The sequence below is a fragment of the Bradyrhizobium sp. CCBAU 53338 genome (assembly GCF_015291665.1).
GTDB lineage: Bacteria > Pseudomonadota > Alphaproteobacteria > Rhizobiales > Xanthobacteraceae > Bradyrhizobium.
On the sequence record NZ_CP030048.1, the window covers coordinates 2,674,405 to 2,692,843 of the forward strand.

The 18,439-nt window shown below is 64.8% G+C and carries 16 protein-coding genes; 9 read left to right on the forward strand and 7 right to left on the reverse strand.

The genetic code is table 11. From position 1 onward, the window contains the following. Positions 1-29: 29 nt before the first annotated feature. Positions 30-2,429, forward strand: coding sequence for an EAL domain-containing protein (locus XH90_RS12535; protein ID WP_194481771.1), 2,400 nt, complete (start codon positions 30-32; stop codon positions 2,427-2,429). A 4-nt stretch (positions 2,430-2,433) separates the two neighbouring features. On the opposite strand, the gene XH90_RS12540 is transcribed toward XH90_RS12535, so the two are convergent. Then, the gene (locus XH90_RS12540; RefSeq protein WP_194481772.1) at positions 2,434-2,868 is read right to left on the reverse strand and encodes a hypothetical protein; all 435 of its coding nucleotides are present in this window, start codon (positions 2,866-2,868) and stop codon (positions 2,434-2,436) included. A gap of 60 nt (positions 2,869-2,928) precedes the next feature. Between XH90_RS12540 and XH90_RS12545 the strand changes: the two genes are divergently transcribed. Together XH90_RS12545 and XH90_RS12550 are read left to right on the forward strand one after the other, a co-directional pair. Next, positions 2,929-3,516, forward strand: a complete 588-nt coding sequence (locus XH90_RS12545) for a hypothetical protein (protein ID WP_194481773.1) — start codon at positions 2,929-2,931, stop codon at positions 3,514-3,516. A 66-nt stretch (positions 3,517-3,582) separates the two neighbouring features. Further along, the gene (locus XH90_RS12550; protein WP_194481774.1) at positions 3,583-4,182 is read left to right on the forward strand and encodes a YdcF family protein; all 600 of its coding nucleotides are present in this window, start codon (positions 3,583-3,585) and stop codon (positions 4,180-4,182) included. Positions 4,183-4,194: 12 nt separating this feature from the next. Here XH90_RS12550 and XH90_RS12555 read toward each other — a convergent pair whose 3' ends face one another. Further along, complete coding sequence (locus XH90_RS12555) at positions 4,195-5,538, reverse strand: PLP-dependent aminotransferase family protein (protein WP_194481775.1); 1,344 nt, start codon at positions 5,536-5,538, stop codon at positions 4,195-4,197. 185 nt (positions 5,539-5,723) lie between these two features. On the opposite strand from XH90_RS12555, the gene XH90_RS12560 reads away from it, so the two are divergent. Beyond that, positions 5,724-5,960, forward strand: coding sequence for a DUF1127 domain-containing protein (locus XH90_RS12560; RefSeq protein ID WP_194481776.1), 237 nt, complete (start codon positions 5,724-5,726; stop codon positions 5,958-5,960). 664 nt (positions 5,961-6,624) lie between these two features. Here the strand turns inward: XH90_RS12560 and XH90_RS12565 are convergent. From XH90_RS12565 to XH90_RS12585, 5 genes are all read right to left on the reverse strand, one after another. Next, positions 6,625-6,933, reverse strand: coding sequence for an addiction module antidote protein (locus XH90_RS12565; protein WP_194481777.1), 309 nt, complete (start codon positions 6,931-6,933; stop codon positions 6,625-6,627). 63 nt (positions 6,934-6,996) lie between these two features. Then, positions 6,997-7,743, reverse strand: coding sequence for an outer membrane protein (locus tag XH90_RS12570; RefSeq protein WP_194481778.1), 747 nt, complete (start codon positions 7,741-7,743; stop codon positions 6,997-6,999). A gap of 685 nt (positions 7,744-8,428) precedes the next feature. After that, positions 8,429-8,728 (reverse strand): helicase associated domain-containing protein, encoded by a 300-nt coding sequence (locus XH90_RS38935; protein ID WP_246755783.1) that lies wholly within the window; start codon positions 8,726-8,728, stop codon positions 8,429-8,431. 197 nt (positions 8,729-8,925) lie between these two features. Then, on the reverse strand, positions 8,926-9,351 hold the full coding sequence (locus tag XH90_RS12580) for a universal stress protein (protein WP_194467273.1): 426 nt from the start codon (positions 9,349-9,351) through the stop codon (positions 8,926-8,928). A 51-nt stretch (positions 9,352-9,402) separates the two neighbouring features. After that, on the reverse strand, positions 9,403-9,939 hold the full coding sequence (locus XH90_RS12585) for a histidine phosphatase family protein (RefSeq protein ID WP_194481779.1): 537 nt from the start codon (positions 9,937-9,939) through the stop codon (positions 9,403-9,405). Between the two features lie 93 nt (positions 9,940-10,032). Here XH90_RS12585 and XH90_RS12590 point away from each other — a divergent pair, with 93 nt between their 5' ends. From XH90_RS12590 to XH90_RS12610, 5 genes are all read left to right on the forward strand, one after another. Further along, complete coding sequence (locus XH90_RS12590) at positions 10,033-11,514, forward strand: FAD-binding oxidoreductase (RefSeq protein WP_194481780.1); 1,482 nt, start codon at positions 10,033-10,035, stop codon at positions 11,512-11,514. A gap of 87 nt (positions 11,515-11,601) precedes the next feature. After that, entirely contained in the window at positions 11,602-12,114 is a 513-nt protein-coding gene (gene msrB / locus XH90_RS12595; protein ID WP_128950827.1) for a peptide-methionine (R)-S-oxide reductase MsrB, read from the forward strand. Positions 12,115-12,304: 190 nt separating this feature from the next. After that, positions 12,305-14,557 (forward strand): flagellar hook-basal body complex protein, encoded by a 2,253-nt coding sequence (locus XH90_RS12600; RefSeq protein ID WP_194481781.1) that lies wholly within the window; start codon positions 12,305-12,307, stop codon positions 14,555-14,557. A 34-nt stretch (positions 14,558-14,591) separates the two neighbouring features. Further along, positions 14,592-16,472 carry a flagellar hook-associated protein FlgK gene (gene flgK / locus XH90_RS12605; RefSeq protein ID WP_194481782.1) on the forward strand — a complete coding sequence of 627 codons (1,881 nt, stop codon included), beginning with the start codon at positions 14,592-14,594 and terminating at the stop codon, positions 16,470-16,472. 18 nt (positions 16,473-16,490) lie between these two features. Continuing rightward, positions 16,491-18,383 (forward strand): flagellar protein, encoded by a 1,893-nt coding sequence (locus XH90_RS12610; RefSeq protein WP_194481783.1) that lies wholly within the window; start codon positions 16,491-16,493, stop codon positions 18,381-18,383. Positions 18,384-18,439: the final 56 nt, after the last annotated feature.

Here is an 18,439-nt window from a genome sequence, read left to right on the forward strand (position 1 = left end):
TTCTAGTGCCCGATGAATGGGGGCCGGCAATGTATCAAGTTCTGTTTTGTCTCACCGACCAGCATGATTGGCGTCTGGTCGCACTCGGCGGCGCGGTGTGCCTGCTTGCGAGCGCGGCGGCGATCAGCCTGTTTCACCGGGCGCGCGCGGCCAACGGCGGTGCTCGCCTCGTGTGGATCACCCTCGACGCAGTCGTGGCCGGCTGCGGCATCTGGGCAACCCATTTCATCGCGATGCAGGCCTACGGGCCGGGCGCCGGCGGCGCCTACAACATCCCGGTGACGGTTCTCTCGCTGGTCTTTGCGATCGCCGTCACCTTCATCGGTCTCAGCATCTCGGTTTCGGCAAGACGCGGAGCTTTGGTCGCGGTCGGTGGTGCCATCGTCGGCGCAGGCGTGGCAGCGATGCATTATACCGGCATGATGGCGTTCGAGATCCCCGCTCATGTCGGTTGGAGCACGGGAACCGTCACGGTCTCGATCCTGCTCGGCATCGTATTCGGATCATTCGCCCTGTTCGTCGCGGGCCGAGGCGATAGCCTGTCCAACGCGCTCGGCGCAACTATCCTGCTCACCGTTGCCATCGTCTCGCACCATTTCACCGCCATGGGCGCACTGGAGTTGACGCCCGATCCGACCCTTGCGATCGGCGGTCTTTCGATCCCGCCGGCGTCATTGTCCATCCTGACTGCCAGCGCGGCCGCTGCTATTATCGCCATCGCGCTCGCGGCCGCCGTGCTCGACCGTCGCGCCAAGGGCGAGATCGGACGCCAGCAGGTCGTGCTCGACACCGCGCTCGAGAACATGTCGCAGGGCCTTTGCATGTTCGATGCGGAAGGCAAGATCATCCTGTTCAACGAACGCTATGCGGCGATGCTCCGCCGCTCCGACATGCAGCTCACCGGCCGCGTCTTGATCGAGGTTCTCCGCGAGGAGGCGGCGAAGGGGCAGTGGACCGGCGATCCCGAACAATTCTTCGCACGCCTTGTCGACGATGCCCGGGACGGACGTACGACGACGGACGTCATTCGTCGGTTCGACCGCTCGATCCGTGTCGTCAACCAGCCGATGCAGGGCGGCGGTTGGGTCGCCACCTTCGAGGACATCACCGAATGGCTGGAGGCGCAGGCCAAGATCTCGCACATGGCGCGCCACGACGCGCTGACCAATCTGCCGAACCGCGTGCTGTTCCACGAACAGCTTGAACAGGGATTGCGCCGGGCGGCCTCGAACGACCAGCTCGCGGTGCTCTGCCTCGACCTCGATCATTTCAAGGACATCAACGACTCGCTCGGTCATCCCATCGGCGATGCGCTGCTCAAGGAAGTCGGCCGCAGGCTGAAGGCGACCGTCGGCGAGCACGACACCGTCGCCCGTCTCGGCGGCGATGAGTTCGCCGTGGTTCAGATCGGCCGCTCGGAGGAAGCCGCCGCGCGAGCGCTTGCCGGCCGCCTCGTCGAGGTGATCTCCGCGCCTTACGAAATCGATGACCATCAGATCGTGATCGGGGTCTCCATCGGCATCTCGCTGTCGCCGCAGGACGGCAGCAATCCCGACGAGCTGCTGAAGAATGCCGACCTCGCGCTGTACCGCGCCAAGGCCGACGGCCGCGGCACCTATCGCTTCTTCGAGACCGGCATGGATGCGCGCGCACAGGCGCGGCGCCTCCTTGAAATGGATCTGCGCGCGGCGCTCCAGCGCAACGAGTTCCAGCCCTATTATCAACCGATCCGCGACGTCGCCAGCGATCGTGTCGTCGCGTTCGAGGCGCTGATGCGCTGGAACCACCCCCAGCGCGGCCTGATCTCGCCGATCAACTTCATTCCGCTTGCCGAGGAGACCGGCCTCATCATTCAGCTCGGCGAGCTGATGTTGCGCGGTGCCTGCGCCGATGCAGCGACCTGGCCCGACAATATCGGCGTCGCCGTCAACCTGTCGCCGGTGCAGTTCAAGAATCCGAACCTGATCGCATCGGTGACCGAGGCGCTGGAGAAATCCGGGCTGGCGGCGCGCCGCCTCGAGCTCGAGATCACCGAATCCGTGCTGCTCCAGAACAGCGAGGCAACGCTCACGACGCTGCACGAGCTGCGAGCCATGGGCGTGCGAATCTCGCTCGACGATTTCGGCACCGGCTATTCGTCGCTGAGCTATCTGCGCAGCTTCCCGTTCGACAAGATCAAGATCGACCGTTCCTTCGTGTCGGAGCTTGCGACTCGCGACGATTCCGTAGCGATCATCCGTGCGGTGACCGGTCTCGGCCGCAGCCTCGGCATCGTTACCACGGCGGAGGGTGTCGAGACTGACGCGCAGCTCGAACTGCTCCGGCGCGAGGGCTGCACCCAGGCGCAAGGCTATCTGTTCAGCCAGCCGAGGCCGGCCTGCGATGTCGCGATGATGCTGGATCGGCCGCGGCTGCGGGTTTCGGCCTGACCGACTAGCCGCGGCGCAGCGCGAAATGGGCGCCGCAGAACGCCATCACCGCGCCGAGGCACAGCGCCGCGAGACCCGCGAGCACGCCTGATATAGTCGGGATCGGGCTCGGGGCCGAGGCTGCCTGTCCGGCGCCGGCGAGCAGCAGCACGCCGACAGCGATCAGGAATTGGCGCATCCGCTGCGGGATCTGGCCGGAGACGGCGCTTTGCATCAGGCTCGCCGTGAAATAGCCGCCGGAGAATCCGACCGTCGCGATCAGCCACCACGCGATCGCCGCGCCCGTCGGCATGAACTCGTGCGTGTCGGAGCGCCAGAGGCCGCCGAGATCGAGCCCGTAGCGCGCACCCAGCATGTGCACGGCGAGCGCGAGCAGCACGCCCGAGACCATGGCGGCCCCGAGAATCAGCCGGCGCGGAAAATAGATCGTCTCAGCCATGCCTCGCTTGTAGGATGGGTGAGGGCGGTCGCGCAAGCGGATCGCAGACGGGATTGAGTGATGCGGGTTTCGGACGGGGAGGGACGGTCGGTCACGAGCTATGCCTACAAGGCGTCGCTGATCGGCTCGGCGCATCGCTTCGAGCTGACCGAGGAAGGATTGTCCTGGCACGTCGCCGGCCGCTCCGGCGTCTGGCGCTATGACGAGATCAGCGCCATCAGGCTGTCGTTCCGCCCGGTCTCGATGCAGCAGCACCGTTTCCGCGCCGATGTCAGCCACGCCAAGGGCGGGCGCATCGCGATCCTGTCGACGAGCTGGCAGACCGCGGCGCTGATGGCGCCACAGGACAATGGCTTTCGCGCGTTAATCGTCGAGCTGCATGCGCGGATGGCGAAGGCCGGTAGCCGGGCCGAGCTCACCGCCGGCCTCGGCACCAAGACCTATGCGGCGGTGCTGGCGTTCCTGGCGCTGTTGGCCGTGGCGATGGCCGGGCTGCTGATCCGCGCGCTGATGATCGGGGAATTCGCCGGCGTTCTGTTCATTCTCGGCTTTGCCGCGCTGTTCGCCTGGCAGGTCGGCGGCTTCGTCCGGCGCAACCAGCCGCGCAGCTATGGCTTTGATCGGTTGCCGGCCGGCTTGCTGCCGTAGAACCTGCAATCGGCCGCAATCAAATTTGACTTCGCAGCCGCGCGCCGGTCGCGCATCGTGCCGCGGATGACATCAGGGAATTGCAGCACGCGCCTGCCGACGGCCGACGAGATCGCCGAGATCAATCGCATTCATTTGATCGACACGCCGCTTCGGCCCGCCGACCTGCTGTTTCTGTTCGGCACCCGCGAGGACGTTGCGCTCCGCGTCGAGGCCGCGGCGCGGCTGTGGCGTGACGGCTTCTTCCGCTGGGTGATTGTCAGCGGCGGCGTGACGCCGGGCTCGGAGCAATCCGAGTGCGAGATCATCAAGGCGGCGATGGTCGCCGCGGGCATTCCGGCGGAGCGGATCCTCGAGGAACACCGCGCGATGAACACCGGCGAGAACGTGATCTACTCGCTCCCCATCATCGACGCGGCGCTGGGGCTGCACAATATCCGCAGCGTGATCTGCCTCGGCAACACCTGGACTGCGCGGCGTTATCCGATGACGCTGCACCGGCATTGGCCGGAGGTGACGAAGCTGCTGCTCACCGTCGACAGTTTTGCGACACCGCGCACGCTCTGGCATACCGACGCCGAGTTTCGCCGTCGTGTCCTGCACGAATGGCACAAGGTCGAGCCCTACAAGGCGAACGGCTTTATCGCCGAATGGCCGGAGGCGTAAACGGCGAGCGCGTTACTCCGTCGAGTCGAAATCTTCCTCCTTGGTGCCGAGCAGCGACACGATCGTGCGCAGGCCGGAATCGAGCTGCTCGAACGAGGGGGGCGCAAGCGCCAGCCGCACCGCGTTCGGGGCGTGGCCATGCGCGACCGCGAAGGTCGAGGAGGGCGTCAGCGCGATGCCGCGCCGCGAGGCCGCGGCAACGAACGTCTGCGAGCGCCAGTGCGGCGGCAGCGTCAGCCAGAGATGATAGGAGCGTGCGTCGGCGGCGACTTGGTAGCCCGCGAGCAGCCGTGCTGCGGTCTGCTGGCGGCGCGCGGCGTCGATGCGCTTCAGTCGCGTCAATTCGGCGACGGTGCCGTCGGCCATCAGCCGCTGTCCGGATGCGAGCGCGTGGCCCGAGGCGATCCAGCCGCCGGTGCGGACCGCGCTCATCACGCTTTCGCGCAAGTGCGGCGGCGCGACGAGGATGCCGAGGGCAAGGCCCGGCGCGACCTTCTTGGACAGACTATCCAGCACGATGCAGCGGTCCGGTCCCAGCGCCGCGAGCGGCGTGTCATCGGCAAGGAAGCCGTAGACGGCGTCTTCGATGATGGTGAGATCGAGCTTCTCGGCGACGCGCATGATGTCGGCGCGCCGTGTCGCGTTCATGGTGACGCCGAGCGGATTCTGGATGATGGGCTGGAGATACAATGCCGACAGATGCGCTTCGCGATGCGCCTTCTGGATCGCATCGGGCCGCGCGCCAAACTCGTCCATCGGGATCGGCACGAGTGTCACGCCGAGCCGCGCGGCGATGCTCTTGATGTAAGGATAGGTCAGTGCCTCGACGCCGCAGCGGCCTCCGGTCGGCACCAGCGCCGCCAGCGCGGCGGCGAGCGATTGCTTGCCGTTCGCGGTGAACACGATCTGCTCGGCCTGCGGCGTGAAATCCTTGCGCGCGAGATAGGCGGCAGCGGCATTGCGCGCGCTCTTGGTACCGGTGCTGGTCGAGGCGCGCAGCACGGACTCGAGCGCATCGACGCGCTCGAGCCCGGCGAGGCTCTTGGCGATCATCGCCCATTGCTGCGGCAGTAACGGATAATTGACCTCGAAATCGATGCGCGCATCGCGCGGCTCGGCGACCGTCTCGACCTCGCGCCTGATGTCGCCTGATATGAACGTGCCGCGGCCGACCTCGCCGACCACGAGCCCGCGGCGGAGCAACTCCGTATAAACCCGGCTCGCAGTCGAGACTGCAATGCCGCGGTCATATGCAAAATTGCGCTGCGGCGGCAGGCGGTCGCCGGCTCTTAACGTGCCCTTAGCGATATCTGCGGCAATGGCATCCGCAAGCTTCACGTACTCGAACTTGGACATTATTGCACCGAGAGCAATGTTTTCCTTGCTCCGAGCAATGTACTGGAGCATTTAAGTTCCATCAAGTTCCGCGATTGAGCCGAGGTGAGCGAGAGCAATCCGACGGCAAGTGAGGTGCAGACGCTCAGGCGTTTGCGCCAACGGCACCTGCTTCGCCGCGCGGGACACAAGGCCGGAGAAGAAACATGACCACGATCTCGCAAACTGCCGGGCGGAGTCTACGCCCATCCTCGTCGAGCGGATTTTTTGCCGCGCTCGCGGGCGCCGCCTACGCCCTGTTCGACCGCCTGGAGCGCCGCTCCGCCGTCAAGACGCTGAACGAGCTCGACGACCGCGCTTTGCGCGACATCGGGATCAACCGCAGCGAGATCGAAGATGCCGTCTACGGCCAGTTCAAGGCCGAACTGACGCGCTATCTGTAAGGCACCTGTGTCGCGGACGCGCTGCAGCGTTCTCACGCTGCTGCGCAGAGCCGGGACCCGGGAGGCGACACGGCGCGCTGATACATGGGCCCCGCTCTGCAGCGCACCGCACCGGACGATGCCTCTCAGCGCCGGGAGCCTGCGCTGCGTCCGGGGCACGGGACCTCTCTTCAATAGATACGCCTTCGCATCCTCGCGGCTTGTGCACGAGCTTTGCTTTGTCGCCTCATTGAGGCCGCAGGGAAGACCGGGTGCCGACCTCGCACCCGCGGTCCGCTGCGCGCATGTAGCGCAAAGGGACTGCACAGCGGCATGCAGGTGTGGCCGAACACACGGCCTTCCCTGCGCAGGGGGAAAATTAATATGGCCACGCACGCGCACACTCACAGACGCGCTCTTCATCTCGTTGATTTTTCTAAACTACTATCCCCATAATGCCGCGTGCGCGCGTCGGCGGGCGCGGACACAATCGCGGCACATCGCGAGAACGGGGACACATCATGGCTCGCAAAGTCAGCTTTTAGCGCCCTCGAAAGCCGGCGATCTTTATTCCGCTCCGGTAAAGCAACATCATCCAAAAGAAAAGCCCGAGCTGATGCCGGGGCTTTGTCGTTTGAATTCCGCGAGCGTGACCCCCGCGAGCAGTGGCGGTTTCAGCGTTGGCTCAAGCTAGGCCGCTGGCCGGATTGCTTTTCTTAGACGGCCTGCGCTTGGGCGTTACCTTGAACTGCAATCCCATGGCCGTGAGCACAGTGAGGACGGTGGTAAAGTTCGGCAGTTGCGTCTGTGTCTGGAAAGCACGATAGATGCTCTGCCGGGCTAAACCTGTCTCTCGCGCCATTTCTGAGATGTTGAACTCGCCGAGAGCCTTGCCGATAGCTTGGGATATTACATGAGGTTCAGCCGAGGCGAAGGCAGAGTTGAGGTGATTGGCGAGCTGAGCAGGTGTGACGGGTCTGTCGGCTTTGGTCATCGAACATCCCAAAGATAAAAGGCCGGCTCTGTGAGCCGGCCTTTGTTTCTCGAATGCCGCTGCTTAGTACTTTGCGACGATCGGGCCGCCAAAGCGGTAGTTCACACGGACTGTCGCAAGATCAACGTCGCCGCCAGAATTGTAAGTGTCGGCCAAGGCCGCGCCCGTTGTATTATTGATGAAGGTCACGTCGTGATGGCCCAAGAAGATGTGGTCGTACTCGACACCGATACTCCAGTTCGGCGCGAACCCGAACTCGAGGCCGGCGCCGACCGTGCCGCCCCAACGAGTGTTGTAGCCTGCTGATGCAACCGCCAAGCCTGTGGCATTCGAGATGAAGTCAAAGCGCTGATCGACAACGGCAGCGCCACCCTTTGCGTAGAACAAAACATTATTCCAAGCGTACCCGATCTGCCCGGTAAAGAGACCGAGGGCATCGATCTTGGTCGAGAGCGAGTTGAGTGCATTGCCCAGATTCTGGGTCGTGCCATGAATGTCAGCCCAATCGCCCTGAGCCTCAAGGCCGAACACCCAGCTGGCCGACTGCCAACGATATCCGATCTGACCGCCTGCAACCGCTCCGCTCGGATCATAGCAGCCGAGGAACGTTACAGTCGTGACATTATTACGGCAGTCGCGGGCCCAACCACCGCCGCCATTGGCACCGACGTAAAAGCCGCTCCAGTCATAAATCGCGGCTACCATCGGCGGAGCCTTGGTGTAGGGACGGGCCGCGAGGTCTGCTGCGCTAGCGGGGGCAGCAAGACCGAGCGCCAGTGCGCCGGTAGCGATTGCAATAAGTTTCTTCATTGGTATCTCCCCAGAAATAAGAATCGGCGCGACCGCCCAGTTATGGAAAAGTAGCGTTTTCCACTCGCCTAAGCTGTAGCAGTAGCGCCACACCTGCGACAAAAGGACGCCTTGAAAATCTCAACATTTGTTAAGTGGCGGGAACTCACTCCCTTGGAGCCGTCGAGCATTTCGAAGAGCGCGGGGGTCACCAAGTCGTCGTTTTGATTGGCAAAAATGGTTGACCCGCCAGCGTGAGCCGGCGGACCTCTTGCCCGTCAACGTCAACTCGTGACGCGCCGGCGTGCCTATCTAAGCCGCTGGAGTGCCCATAGGGCTCAGATCAACCGCAACAGGCGATGACCACGCCGCAATCGGAATTCCGACTGCGCGTCCGCTTGGTCATCCGCTTGCGCTGCGAACTGGTCAGCCCGTTGAGAAGCGCCGGTGCGAGTGGTCGACCCAAACGGTGGCCTCGTTCAATTCACGGACGTTCTGTGGCGCAACGGCCGGCGCTCCTTGCTCCAGGTCAGCGCAGTTGCCGAACTGGCCGTCCGCGGTCCAGCCCAAGCTCGGCTCGCGGTCAGCGGTGTCGTCCTCAGCGATGATCGTGCAGGGGGTTAAAGCCGATGCTGGGCTCATAGTCGGCTTCGTTGATCGGCTTCGAGCCGAAGATCACATCGGTCGTGTGCGCGATGGTCTTCACTCACAGTTGCCCGCCCTGCAAAGCCCTTCGCGCCGATGAGACCCACGCCCCCACAGCCCGGCCCGCGTCGTGACGATCGCGATACGCCCCTCTTCCATGGGCCGGGTTACCGCGACGCATGCGATATTTCCGAAGTTCGGTAAAGTGGAATATTTTTGGCGAAGCGGGTTGCCCCAAGGCTGGGGTGTTTTGCCCGTCGAGGCTGGGCAAGAAAGGGACCGTGCTGACGCGACTGAGCACGCCGAGAAGGAGCAGCACCGAGAAGATGTCGATATAGGCGAGGAAGTCGCCGACCAGCATCAGCTCAGGTGGAATCGGGATGCCGTGATAGTAGGCGCCTATGAGAATGACGACGGGGAGGAAGGCGATGACACCGTCAGCCTGTCCAGCAGCGCCGCCAGTTGCACGACCAGCACGTTCCGTAACGCATCGCCGATCGCCCGCGGGACTTCATAGGTCCATCTCCGCCACCATTGCTCCACGACATTGCTCCGAGTTCAGTGCCTCACAACCAGCACCGAGCACTTGGCGTAACGCACCACATGCCCGGCATTCGACCCCAGGAAATAGGTGCGCATCGCAGGCCGGTGCGAGGTCATGACGATCAGGTCGGCCTTCATGTGCGCGGCTTCCTCCAGGATCTCGTGATAGATACCACCCTGGCGCACCACGCTGGAAATGTGGGCGGGGTCGATGCCGGATTCGCGGGCGACGATGGCGAGAGCCTCTTCCGAGGTCTGGCGCTGCTGCTCGTCGAAATCGGCGGGGACGTATTCGGCCAGCATCACCGGGGTCATCGGCAGCACGTTGAGCAGCCGGATCGATCCATTCCAGTTTTGCGACAGCGTTGCCGCGGTCTCGATCGCAGGCTTCGCCAGATCGGTGTCGGCGAGGTCGATGGGTACGAGGATGGACTTGAACATCTGCGCCTCCCTAATCTTCCAATCAGCACGTCTTGTCGGCACGTCGCGCGATCATCCTTGTCGAAGCAACTTGGGGCTGACGAACAGCACCAGTTTGCCGCGGCGGTAGGCCACGTCCCCCCAATCCTTGACGTCAAAGTCGAGGATCGCAAGCCCCGCTGTGGGCAGATTGTCGGCGAGTGCCTTGGCGCTGGCGTGATCGCCACTGCCCGTCAGCATCAGGCCAGCCTCGTGCATGCCGGGATTGTGCCCGACCAGAAGCAATCGCTTGGGATTGGCCGGGACGGTTGCAGTGCGAATGGTTTCGAGAATCTGCGCAGGATCGGCGCCGTAGAGTTCCGGCAGGATCGCGACCTCGGGCGCCGCGACACGGTCCTTCATCGCCTCCCAGGCGACGTCCCAGGTCTGCCGGGCGCGGACGGCATGCGACACCAGCACCATCTCGGGGACGGGCGGATGGCTGGCCATCCATTCGCCCATCTCGGCGGCATCCCGCTGGCCGCGATGGTCGAGCCGGCGGTCCTGGTCACGGCCGCTCGGCGCGTCGGTCTCGGTCTTGGCGTGACGCAGCAGCATCAAACGGCGCATGGCATTCTCGAATCGTTCCACGTCCAGAATAATCTACAGGCGCCCATCGAGGACAAGGTGACAAGCGCCTGCTCGGTATTTTAAGAAAACGACATGAGCGAGACTTTCACAAGCGTGTCCCAGGAAGAAGCCGGCTTTCGCGAGCGTGAACGGCTGTCGTTCGATCTCGACGCCGACATTTGCGTGATCGGGGCAGGGCTTGCCGGCCTTTCCATTGCGCTGGAGGCGGCCCGGCTCGGGGCCAGCGTCGCGGTGCTCGAGGGCCGCCATGTCGGCTGGAACGCCTCAGGCAACCAGCTCGGTACCGTGATGCCGGGTTTCGCGTTGCCGCTCGCCGACCTGATCGAGCGCATCGGCTTCGAGGACGCCAGCGAGTTGTGGACGCTCTCCAGGGAGGGCGCCGAGTTCGTCCGCGCCAACGCCACTGAAGAGAACATGCCGGGCATCGGCCTCACCGACGGGGTGCTCGAGGTCTCGAACGTCGATGCCGGCGACCGGCTGATCAGCCGGCTGCAGATGCTGAACGAGGATTTCGACACCGAGGCCGAGGGCTGGCAGGTCGATCGCGTTCGCGAAGTGCTCAAGACCGATCGTTACTTCCACGGCGTCTATTACCCAAAGGCGTTCCAGGTCGACGGCCGCAAATATGTGCATGGCCTCGCCGCGCTGGCACGGCGCGCCGGCGCCCGCATCTTCGAGGACACACCGGTCGTCAGCATCGATCATTCCGGTATCCGCAAGCGCATCGTCACGCCCTCGGCGCGGCTGCGCGCCTCCCACATCGTGCTTGCCGGCAACATCCATCTCGGCGCGCCCTTGCGGCGCCTGTCGGAAACGCTGCTGCCGGTCTGGCGTTACGCCGGCATCACCGCGTCGCTCGGCGAGCGCGTGCACGAGATCATCGGCTTCAAGGGATCGGTGATGGATTCCGACGGCGTCGATCATTTCCGCATCGTCGATGGCGACCGCCTGATGTGGGAGAGCCCGGAAACCACCTGGGCCGCGCGGCCGCAGCGCTTTGCAGGCGCCGTCAAGCGCCGCATCCGGTCGATCTTCCCAGGGCTCGGCAATGTCGAGGTCACCGATATGTTCGGCGGCGTCACCGGCCAGACCGTGCACGGCATGCCGCAGATCGGCCAGCTGCGCAAAGGCCTGTGGGTGGCGAGCGGGTTCGGCCGCCAGGGCATGAACACCTCGGCTCTGGCCGGGCAGCTGATCGCGCGCAGCATGCTGTGGGGCGATGAGCGCTGGAAGCTGTTCTCGCCGTTCGAGCTGGTCTGGGCCGGCGGCGCCACCGGCCGGGTCGCGGGCCAGCTGGTCGGCCTATGGGGCAGGGCGAGTTCCGCAGCCTCCGGGTCGCTCGCCCGTTACCGCGAGCGGATGCGCGTGAAGGACAGGGAACGCGAGGCGCGGCTGGCCGAGGCCAACAGGGCCGCCGGCACCGGTCCGCGCCGCCAGCCGCCCGGGGAGCGGCCACGGATGGCCCCGCCGCAGCCGCCTGCGCCGGAACAGGCGCAACCGGCCTCCCAAAAGACCTCCCAGGAGACCTCTCACGTGCAGGGCGTCTCGCAATAAGGACGCGAAAAATTCCGCCTGGACGTGTAACATCGGCCGTTAGAGCCCGTATCTCAGGGCGTGGACTCCCCGCGCACGGAGAATCAGATGTTTGACCGCCGCATCCTGTTGACGACTGTCGCCGGCCTGTTCGGCCTATCGGCCTTCCGCTGGCTGAGGGCAACGCCGGCCGAGGCTGGAGAGAAGGCCGCGCAAAAATTCGAGATCGAGAAGACCGACGCCGAGTGGCGCGCACAATTGACGCCGCAGCAATATGAGATCCTGCGCAAGGAGGGCACCGAGCGCCCGGGCTCCAGCCCGCTGCTGAACGAGCATCGCAAAGGCACCTTCGCCTGCGCCGGCTGCGACCTTCCGCTGTTTGCCTCGGAGACCAAGTTCGAGAGCGGCACGGGTTGGCCGAGCTTCTACCAGCCGATCGAGGGCAATGTCGGCAAGACCGAGGACCGCACCTTCGGCATGGTGCGCACCGAGGTGCACTGCCGGCGCTGCGGCGGCCATCTCGGCCACGTCTTTGACGACGGTCCGAAGCCGACCGGACTACGCTACTGTATCGACGGTTTCGGGCTGGTGTTCCACCCCGCGGCGCCGTCGGCGACATAGTCTTTATTTGACGGATTTCCCCGGCAATTGTTGCCGGGCCGGCAATTGTGCCCCGGTCATCCGACCGGGGCATGTCTATTTAAGCCATTGATTTTCTTGTGATACCCGCATTGGCATAGGCCTTGCGACGTCTCCTCCGACTGCGGCCATTGGTCTGCCGGCCGCCGAGATCGGATTTGGAGACAAAGTTATGGGTATCTTCGATGCAATGAACACCTCGGTGGGTGGCCTGCAGGCGCAGTCCTACGCGCTTCAGAACATCTCGGGCAACATCGCGAACTCGTCCACCACCGGTTACAAGGGCATCGGGACCAGTTTCGAGGATCTCATTCCGGACGCCTCCGTGCCGAGCAAGCAGGTCGCCGGCGGCGTCACTGCCCACGCACAGGCGACCATCACCACCCAGGGCACGATCTCGTCCTCCAGCGTCGCCACCAACATGGCGATCACCGGCGACGGCTTCTTCTCGGTGCAGAAGGCGAGCGGCGTGGTCGACAACGTGCCGGTGTTCGACGGCGTCAACTACTACACCCGTCGCGGCGACTTCCAGGTCAACGCCAACGGCAACCTCGTCAACGGTGCCGGCTACTACCTGATGGGCGTCGCGGTCGACCCGAAGACCGGCAACCCGACCGGCAGCGTGCCGACGGTGCTGCAATTCCAGAACAACTTCGTCCCGGCGCAGGCGACGACCTCGATCCAGTACGCGGCGAACCTGCCGTCGGTGCCGAACACCGTGGCGAGCTCGACGGCGGTGAGCGGCACGCTGCTCGCGGCCGGCGGCCTCAACCCGTCCGATTTCGCATCCAACCCGCTGATCGTGGGCACGCCGCCGCCGCCCTATACCAGTGCGACCGTCTCCGGTGCGGCAGCGACCGGCAATCTGCGCTCGGCCTATACGGCGACGACCGCAACGGGATCGGTGGCACTGCTGGACAGCTCTTCGGCCGCGGTCAGCAGCGGCACGTCGCTCGATTCCGCCGTGAGCCCGCATCTCAACAGCACGCTGCTGACCAGCCTGGCCGGCACGCAGATGACGATCAACGGCACGGTGATCAAGTTCGACAACACCGTGTCGGGCGTTACGACCGGCAATCCCACCACGATCGGCCTGCTCTCGCCCACCGGCGCAAAGATGTCCGACATCCTGAACGCGATCACGACGGCGGCCGGTGGTGCGCCCGCGACCGCGACGATGACGTCGAGCGGCAACATCCAGATCACAACCAACACAACGAGCGATATCACGGTTTCGGGCGCAGCGGCCGGCCTGCTCGGTGTCAGCAGCGTGACGCGCGGCGGCAACGTGCTGTCCACGCCTGCGATCACCGGCTCGACTGTGTTGGGCGGCGCTGCGACGGCCGGCGGCGCGGAAGTCCTCTCGTCGGGCTTCGCCGCCAACGACACCATTTCCGTGAACGGTCAGACGCTGACCTTCATGGCTTCGGGTGCATCCGGCCCGAACCAGATCAACGTCACCGACGACATCACGACCCTGCTCGGCAAGATCGACGGCCTGAGCGGCGCGACCGGCTCCTCGATCTCCAACGGCGTGATCACGCTGCAAACCGGTATTGCCAGCCCCACGCTGACGGTGACCAGCTCCAACAGCAGCGCCTTTGCCGCGCTCGGCTTCACGTCATCCATCACCAAGGCGCGCGGCGGCGGCGGTACCTCGGGTACGGGCACCGTGATCGGCAACGACATCGCCACTTTCACGAAGGAATCGATCAGCGGCGGCGCGGTGACCGCCTACAACGCGGCCGGCACGCCGGTGAACCTGCAATTGCGCTGGGCCAAGACCGACAGCGCTTCGCTGGGCACGGGTCACACCGACACCTGGAATTTGTTCTATCAGACCGACCCGAATGCGACCGGCACGACGGTCGGCTGGGTGAACGCAGGACAGTCCTTCACCTTCGCCGCCGACGGTTCGCTCACTTCTCCAAGCGGCTCGGGCATCACGCTCAGCAACGTCACCGTCAGCGGTCAATCGCTGGGTTCAGTCGCCCTCAACATCTCCTCGGGCGCACTGACGGAATATGCCAGCACCAGCGGCGCGGTGACCATCAACACCATCACGCAGAACGGCTACGCCGCCGGTCAGCTCCGTTCGGTGTCCGTCAGCAACAACGGTCTCGTGGTCGGCACCTTCTCCAACGGCCAGAACCTCGACCTCGCCCAGGTGACGCTGTCGCACTTCAACGGCACCAACTACCTCAAGGCGATGGACGGCGGCGCCTACGCCGTGACCGACCAGTCGGGTCCGGCGATCGCGGGAGCCTCGGGCACCATCAGCGGTTCGTCGCTGGAGGGATCCAACACCGACATCGCCGACGAGTTCACCAAGCTGATCGTGACCCAGCAGGCCTATTCGGCCAACACCAAGGTGATCACGACGGCGAATTCGATGGTGCAGGATCTCCTGAACGTGTTGCGCTGATCGGCGCGTAACGTAACCAAAGGCGGCAAGTAACATGGGTTTGAGTTCAGCCCTTGCCAGTGCGATGAGCGGTCTGCGTGCCAACCAGGCCGCGCTCTCGATCGTCTCGTCGAACGTCGCAAACTCGCAGACGCCGGGTTACGTCGCCCAGACGCCGAACCAGATCGAAGTCACCACCGGTGACTTCGGCTCGACGGCCAAGACGACCGGTGTCAGCCGCGAGATCGACGGCTACGTGCTGAACCAGCTGCGCACCGAGACCGGCGGCAGCGGCTATGCCGACCAGATGGCCAACATCCTGAAGCAGCTTCAGAATGTCTACGGCACGCCCGGCAACAGCGGCACGCTCGAAACCGCGCTGAACAATTTCACCTCATCGCTCCAGGCGCTCTCGACCAACGCGGGCTCGTCGTCGGCGCAGACCGTCGCGCTCGGCGCCGCGCAGGCGCTGGCGACGCAGCTCAACGTCACCACCAAGGGCATCCAGTCGCTGCGCTCGAACGTCGAGCAGGATCTCGGTACCTCGTCGCAAGCTGCCAACGCGGCGATGAACCAGATCGCCGACATCAACACCAAGCTCCAGGGCCTGGCGCCGAACGATCCGTCCGCGGCGACCTTGATGGACCAGCGCGACCAGGCCATCAACACGCTGTCGAAATATGTCGACGTCCGCGTCACCACCGATGGATCGAACCAGGCCAACATCTACACCACCACCGGCGTCCAGTTGGTCGGTGCGGGGCTCGCCTCGCAATTCTCGTTTACGTCTTCCGGCACGCTGGGGGCGACGTCGCTCTACAACGTCGATCCGGCCAAGTCGGGCGTCGGTGCGCTCACCATCAAGCTGCCGAACGGCTCGTCCATCGACGTTGCCGGCAACAACGTGGTCTCCTCCGGCCAGATCGCCGCCGACCTGAAGCTGCGCGACCAGACGCTGGTGCAGGCGCAGAACCAGGTCGACCAGCTCGCCGCGACGATGTCGAGTGCGCTGTCGGACAAGACCACGGCGGGCACCACCGTCTCCGGTCCGCCCGCGGGCTTCGACATCGATCTGGCCGGCGCGCAGCCGGGAAACACCGTCAACATCACCTATACGGATTCCACCAACACCCAGCGCCAGATCACGCTGGTGAACGTGACCGACCCGGCGGCGCTGCCGCTCCAGAACGCCACCAACGCAAATCCGATGCAGGTCGGCGTCAATTTCTCCGGCGGCATGGGCGCGATCGCGTCCGCGCTCAACACCGCGCTATCGGGCTCGCACCTGACGTTCTCCGCGGCTCCGTCGCCGGCGACCGCGACGACGCTCCGCGTCACCGACGACAACAGCGGCCTCGCCAGGATCACTTCGGCGTCGAGCACCAAGACGGTCTCGTCACTGACCTCGGGTGGTCCCCAGCTGCCGCTGTTCACCGATGGCGGTCAGGCGCTCTACACCGGTGCGATCACGGCCTCGGGCTCGCAGATGACCGGCCTTGCCGGCCGCATCGCGGTGAACACGCAGCTCACCGCCGACCCGACCAGGCTGTCGATCTACAGCACCTCGCCGGTGACGCCGACGGGTGACACGACGCGCTCGGACTATCTCTACTCGCAGCTCACCAATGCGGTGTACTCCTATTCGCCGCAGACCGGCCTCGGCTCGGCGAGCCAGCCGTTCACCGGCAGCGTTTCGAACTACCTCCAGCAGTTCTTGAGCGTGCAGGCCAACGCCTCGACCCAGGCGACCCAGCTGCAGCAGGGCCAGAGCGTCGTGGTGTCGACGCTCCAGGCCAAGTTCAATTCGACCTCCAGCGTCAATCTGGACTCGGAGATGTCGAACCTCATCCAGCTTCAGAATGCCTACGCCGCCAACGCCCACGTGATGTCGGTGGTGCAGAGCATGATGAATACGTTGATCCAGGCTCAAGGGTAATCAGTAGGGCTCTGAAACATGTCGATCAGCAGCATCAATTACGGCTCGTCGGTTCTCGGTGCGCAGGTCCGTAACATCAACCAGCAGCTCACCGACCTGTCGACGCAGCTCTCGACCGGCAAGCTGTCGCAGAACTATTCCGGCATGGGGACCAACGAGGGCTTCGCGATCGCCTCGCGCGCGCAGCTTTCGAACATCGCCGCCTATACCGACACGATCACCAACGTCAACGTCAACATCAACCTCGCCAACACGGCGCTGCAGTCGCTGACGACGATCCGCAACACGGTGCAGACGGGCTCGGCCACGAGCTCGCAGGATCTCAACGTCAACGGCCAGACGGTCGCGCAGAACACCGCCGCCGCGCAGTTCGGCTCGATGGTCGGCGTGCTCAACACGCAGTCTGGCAACCGCTATCTGTTCTCCGGCACCGCCTACAACACCCAATCGGTCGCCAATGCCGGCGACATCATCAACGGGACGACGACGCAGGCCGGCCTGAAGACCGTCATGGCGGAACGCCAGGCTGCCGATCTCGGTGCCAACGGCATGGGGCGGCTGGTGCAGTCGCAGCCGACGGCGAGTTCGGTGCAGGTGTCCGAGGATGTCGCAGGATCGCCGTTCGGCCTGAAGATCGCCTCGGTGTCCTCGACGCTGACGGGCGCGACGGTCACAGGACCCAGCGGCTCGCCGGTGTCGTTCTCGGTCGATCTCAACGGCGTCAACCCGAACAATGGCGACAAGCTCAGCGTGCAGTTCACGCTGCCGGACGGTTCGACCGAGCAGATCGACCTGACCGCGTCGAGCGCGACGCCGACACCGGTCGGCAGCTTTGCGATCGATGCAAGCACGCCGGTCAATCCGAACAACACGGCGAGCAACCTCAACGCCGCGCTGAACACGGCCATCACGAAGCTGGCCAACACTTCGCTGGTGGCGGCGTCGGCCGTTGCTGCCGGCGACAATTTCTTCAACACCGACAGCTCGGCGATCGGCGCCGCCAAGACCAACCAGGCGACGCCTGCGGCCCCGATCAGCGGCGCCACCGCGCTGTCGGGCACGGCGCCTTCGGATTCGATCTCGCCGGGCTTCTCCGCCGGCGACAGCATCACCGTCAACGGCACCACGCTGAGCTTCGTCGCCTCCGGCGCGACCGGCAACCAGCTCAACGTCACCGACAGCATCCAGACCCTGATGAGCAAGATCGACGCCATCACGGGCACCTCGCGGCCCTCGACCATCCATGGCGGCTCGATCACTGTTAACACCGACGATGCGGCAACCTTGAGCATCTCCGGCTCGACCGCCGGCGCGACCGCCGCGCTCGGCGCGCTCGGTTTCGGCACGTCGCCGATCACCGCGACGCAGCCGCCGCTGCGGGTCGGCTCGTCGCCGGCGAGCTCGGCGACGACGCTGGTGAACGGCACGGCCACGACGGTGAAATGGTACACCGGCAATGACGGGCCGGGCTCGGCGCGCTCGACCGCAGTGGCGCGGGTGGACGATTCCGTCACGGTGCAATATGGCGCGCAGGCCGACGAGGACGCGATCCGCAAGCAGTTGCAGGCGATCGCCGTGTACGGCACGTTCTCGACCTCGCCGACCGGACAATATTCGGGCGCGCAGGTCGCGGCATTGAGCCTGCGCACTACGCAGGCGCTGACGCCGCAGGCCGGGCAGCAGAAGGTCGAGGACATCCAGACCGACATCGCGATGGCCCAGAACACGATGAAGGACGCGACCACGCGCCAGACCCAGGCCAAGGCGCAGCTCCAGACCATCGTCGACCAGGCGGAGTCGGCCTCGCCCGACCAGGTCGCGAGCGAGATCCTGTCGCTCCAGAACGCGCTCCAGGCGTCGTACCAGACGACCGCGAGCCTGGCGCAGCTCTCGCTGGTCAAGTTCCTGTAAGGGCGCATTAAGGCGCCGTTAACCATGCCTCTTTACCTCTTGGTGAGGATTTGGGG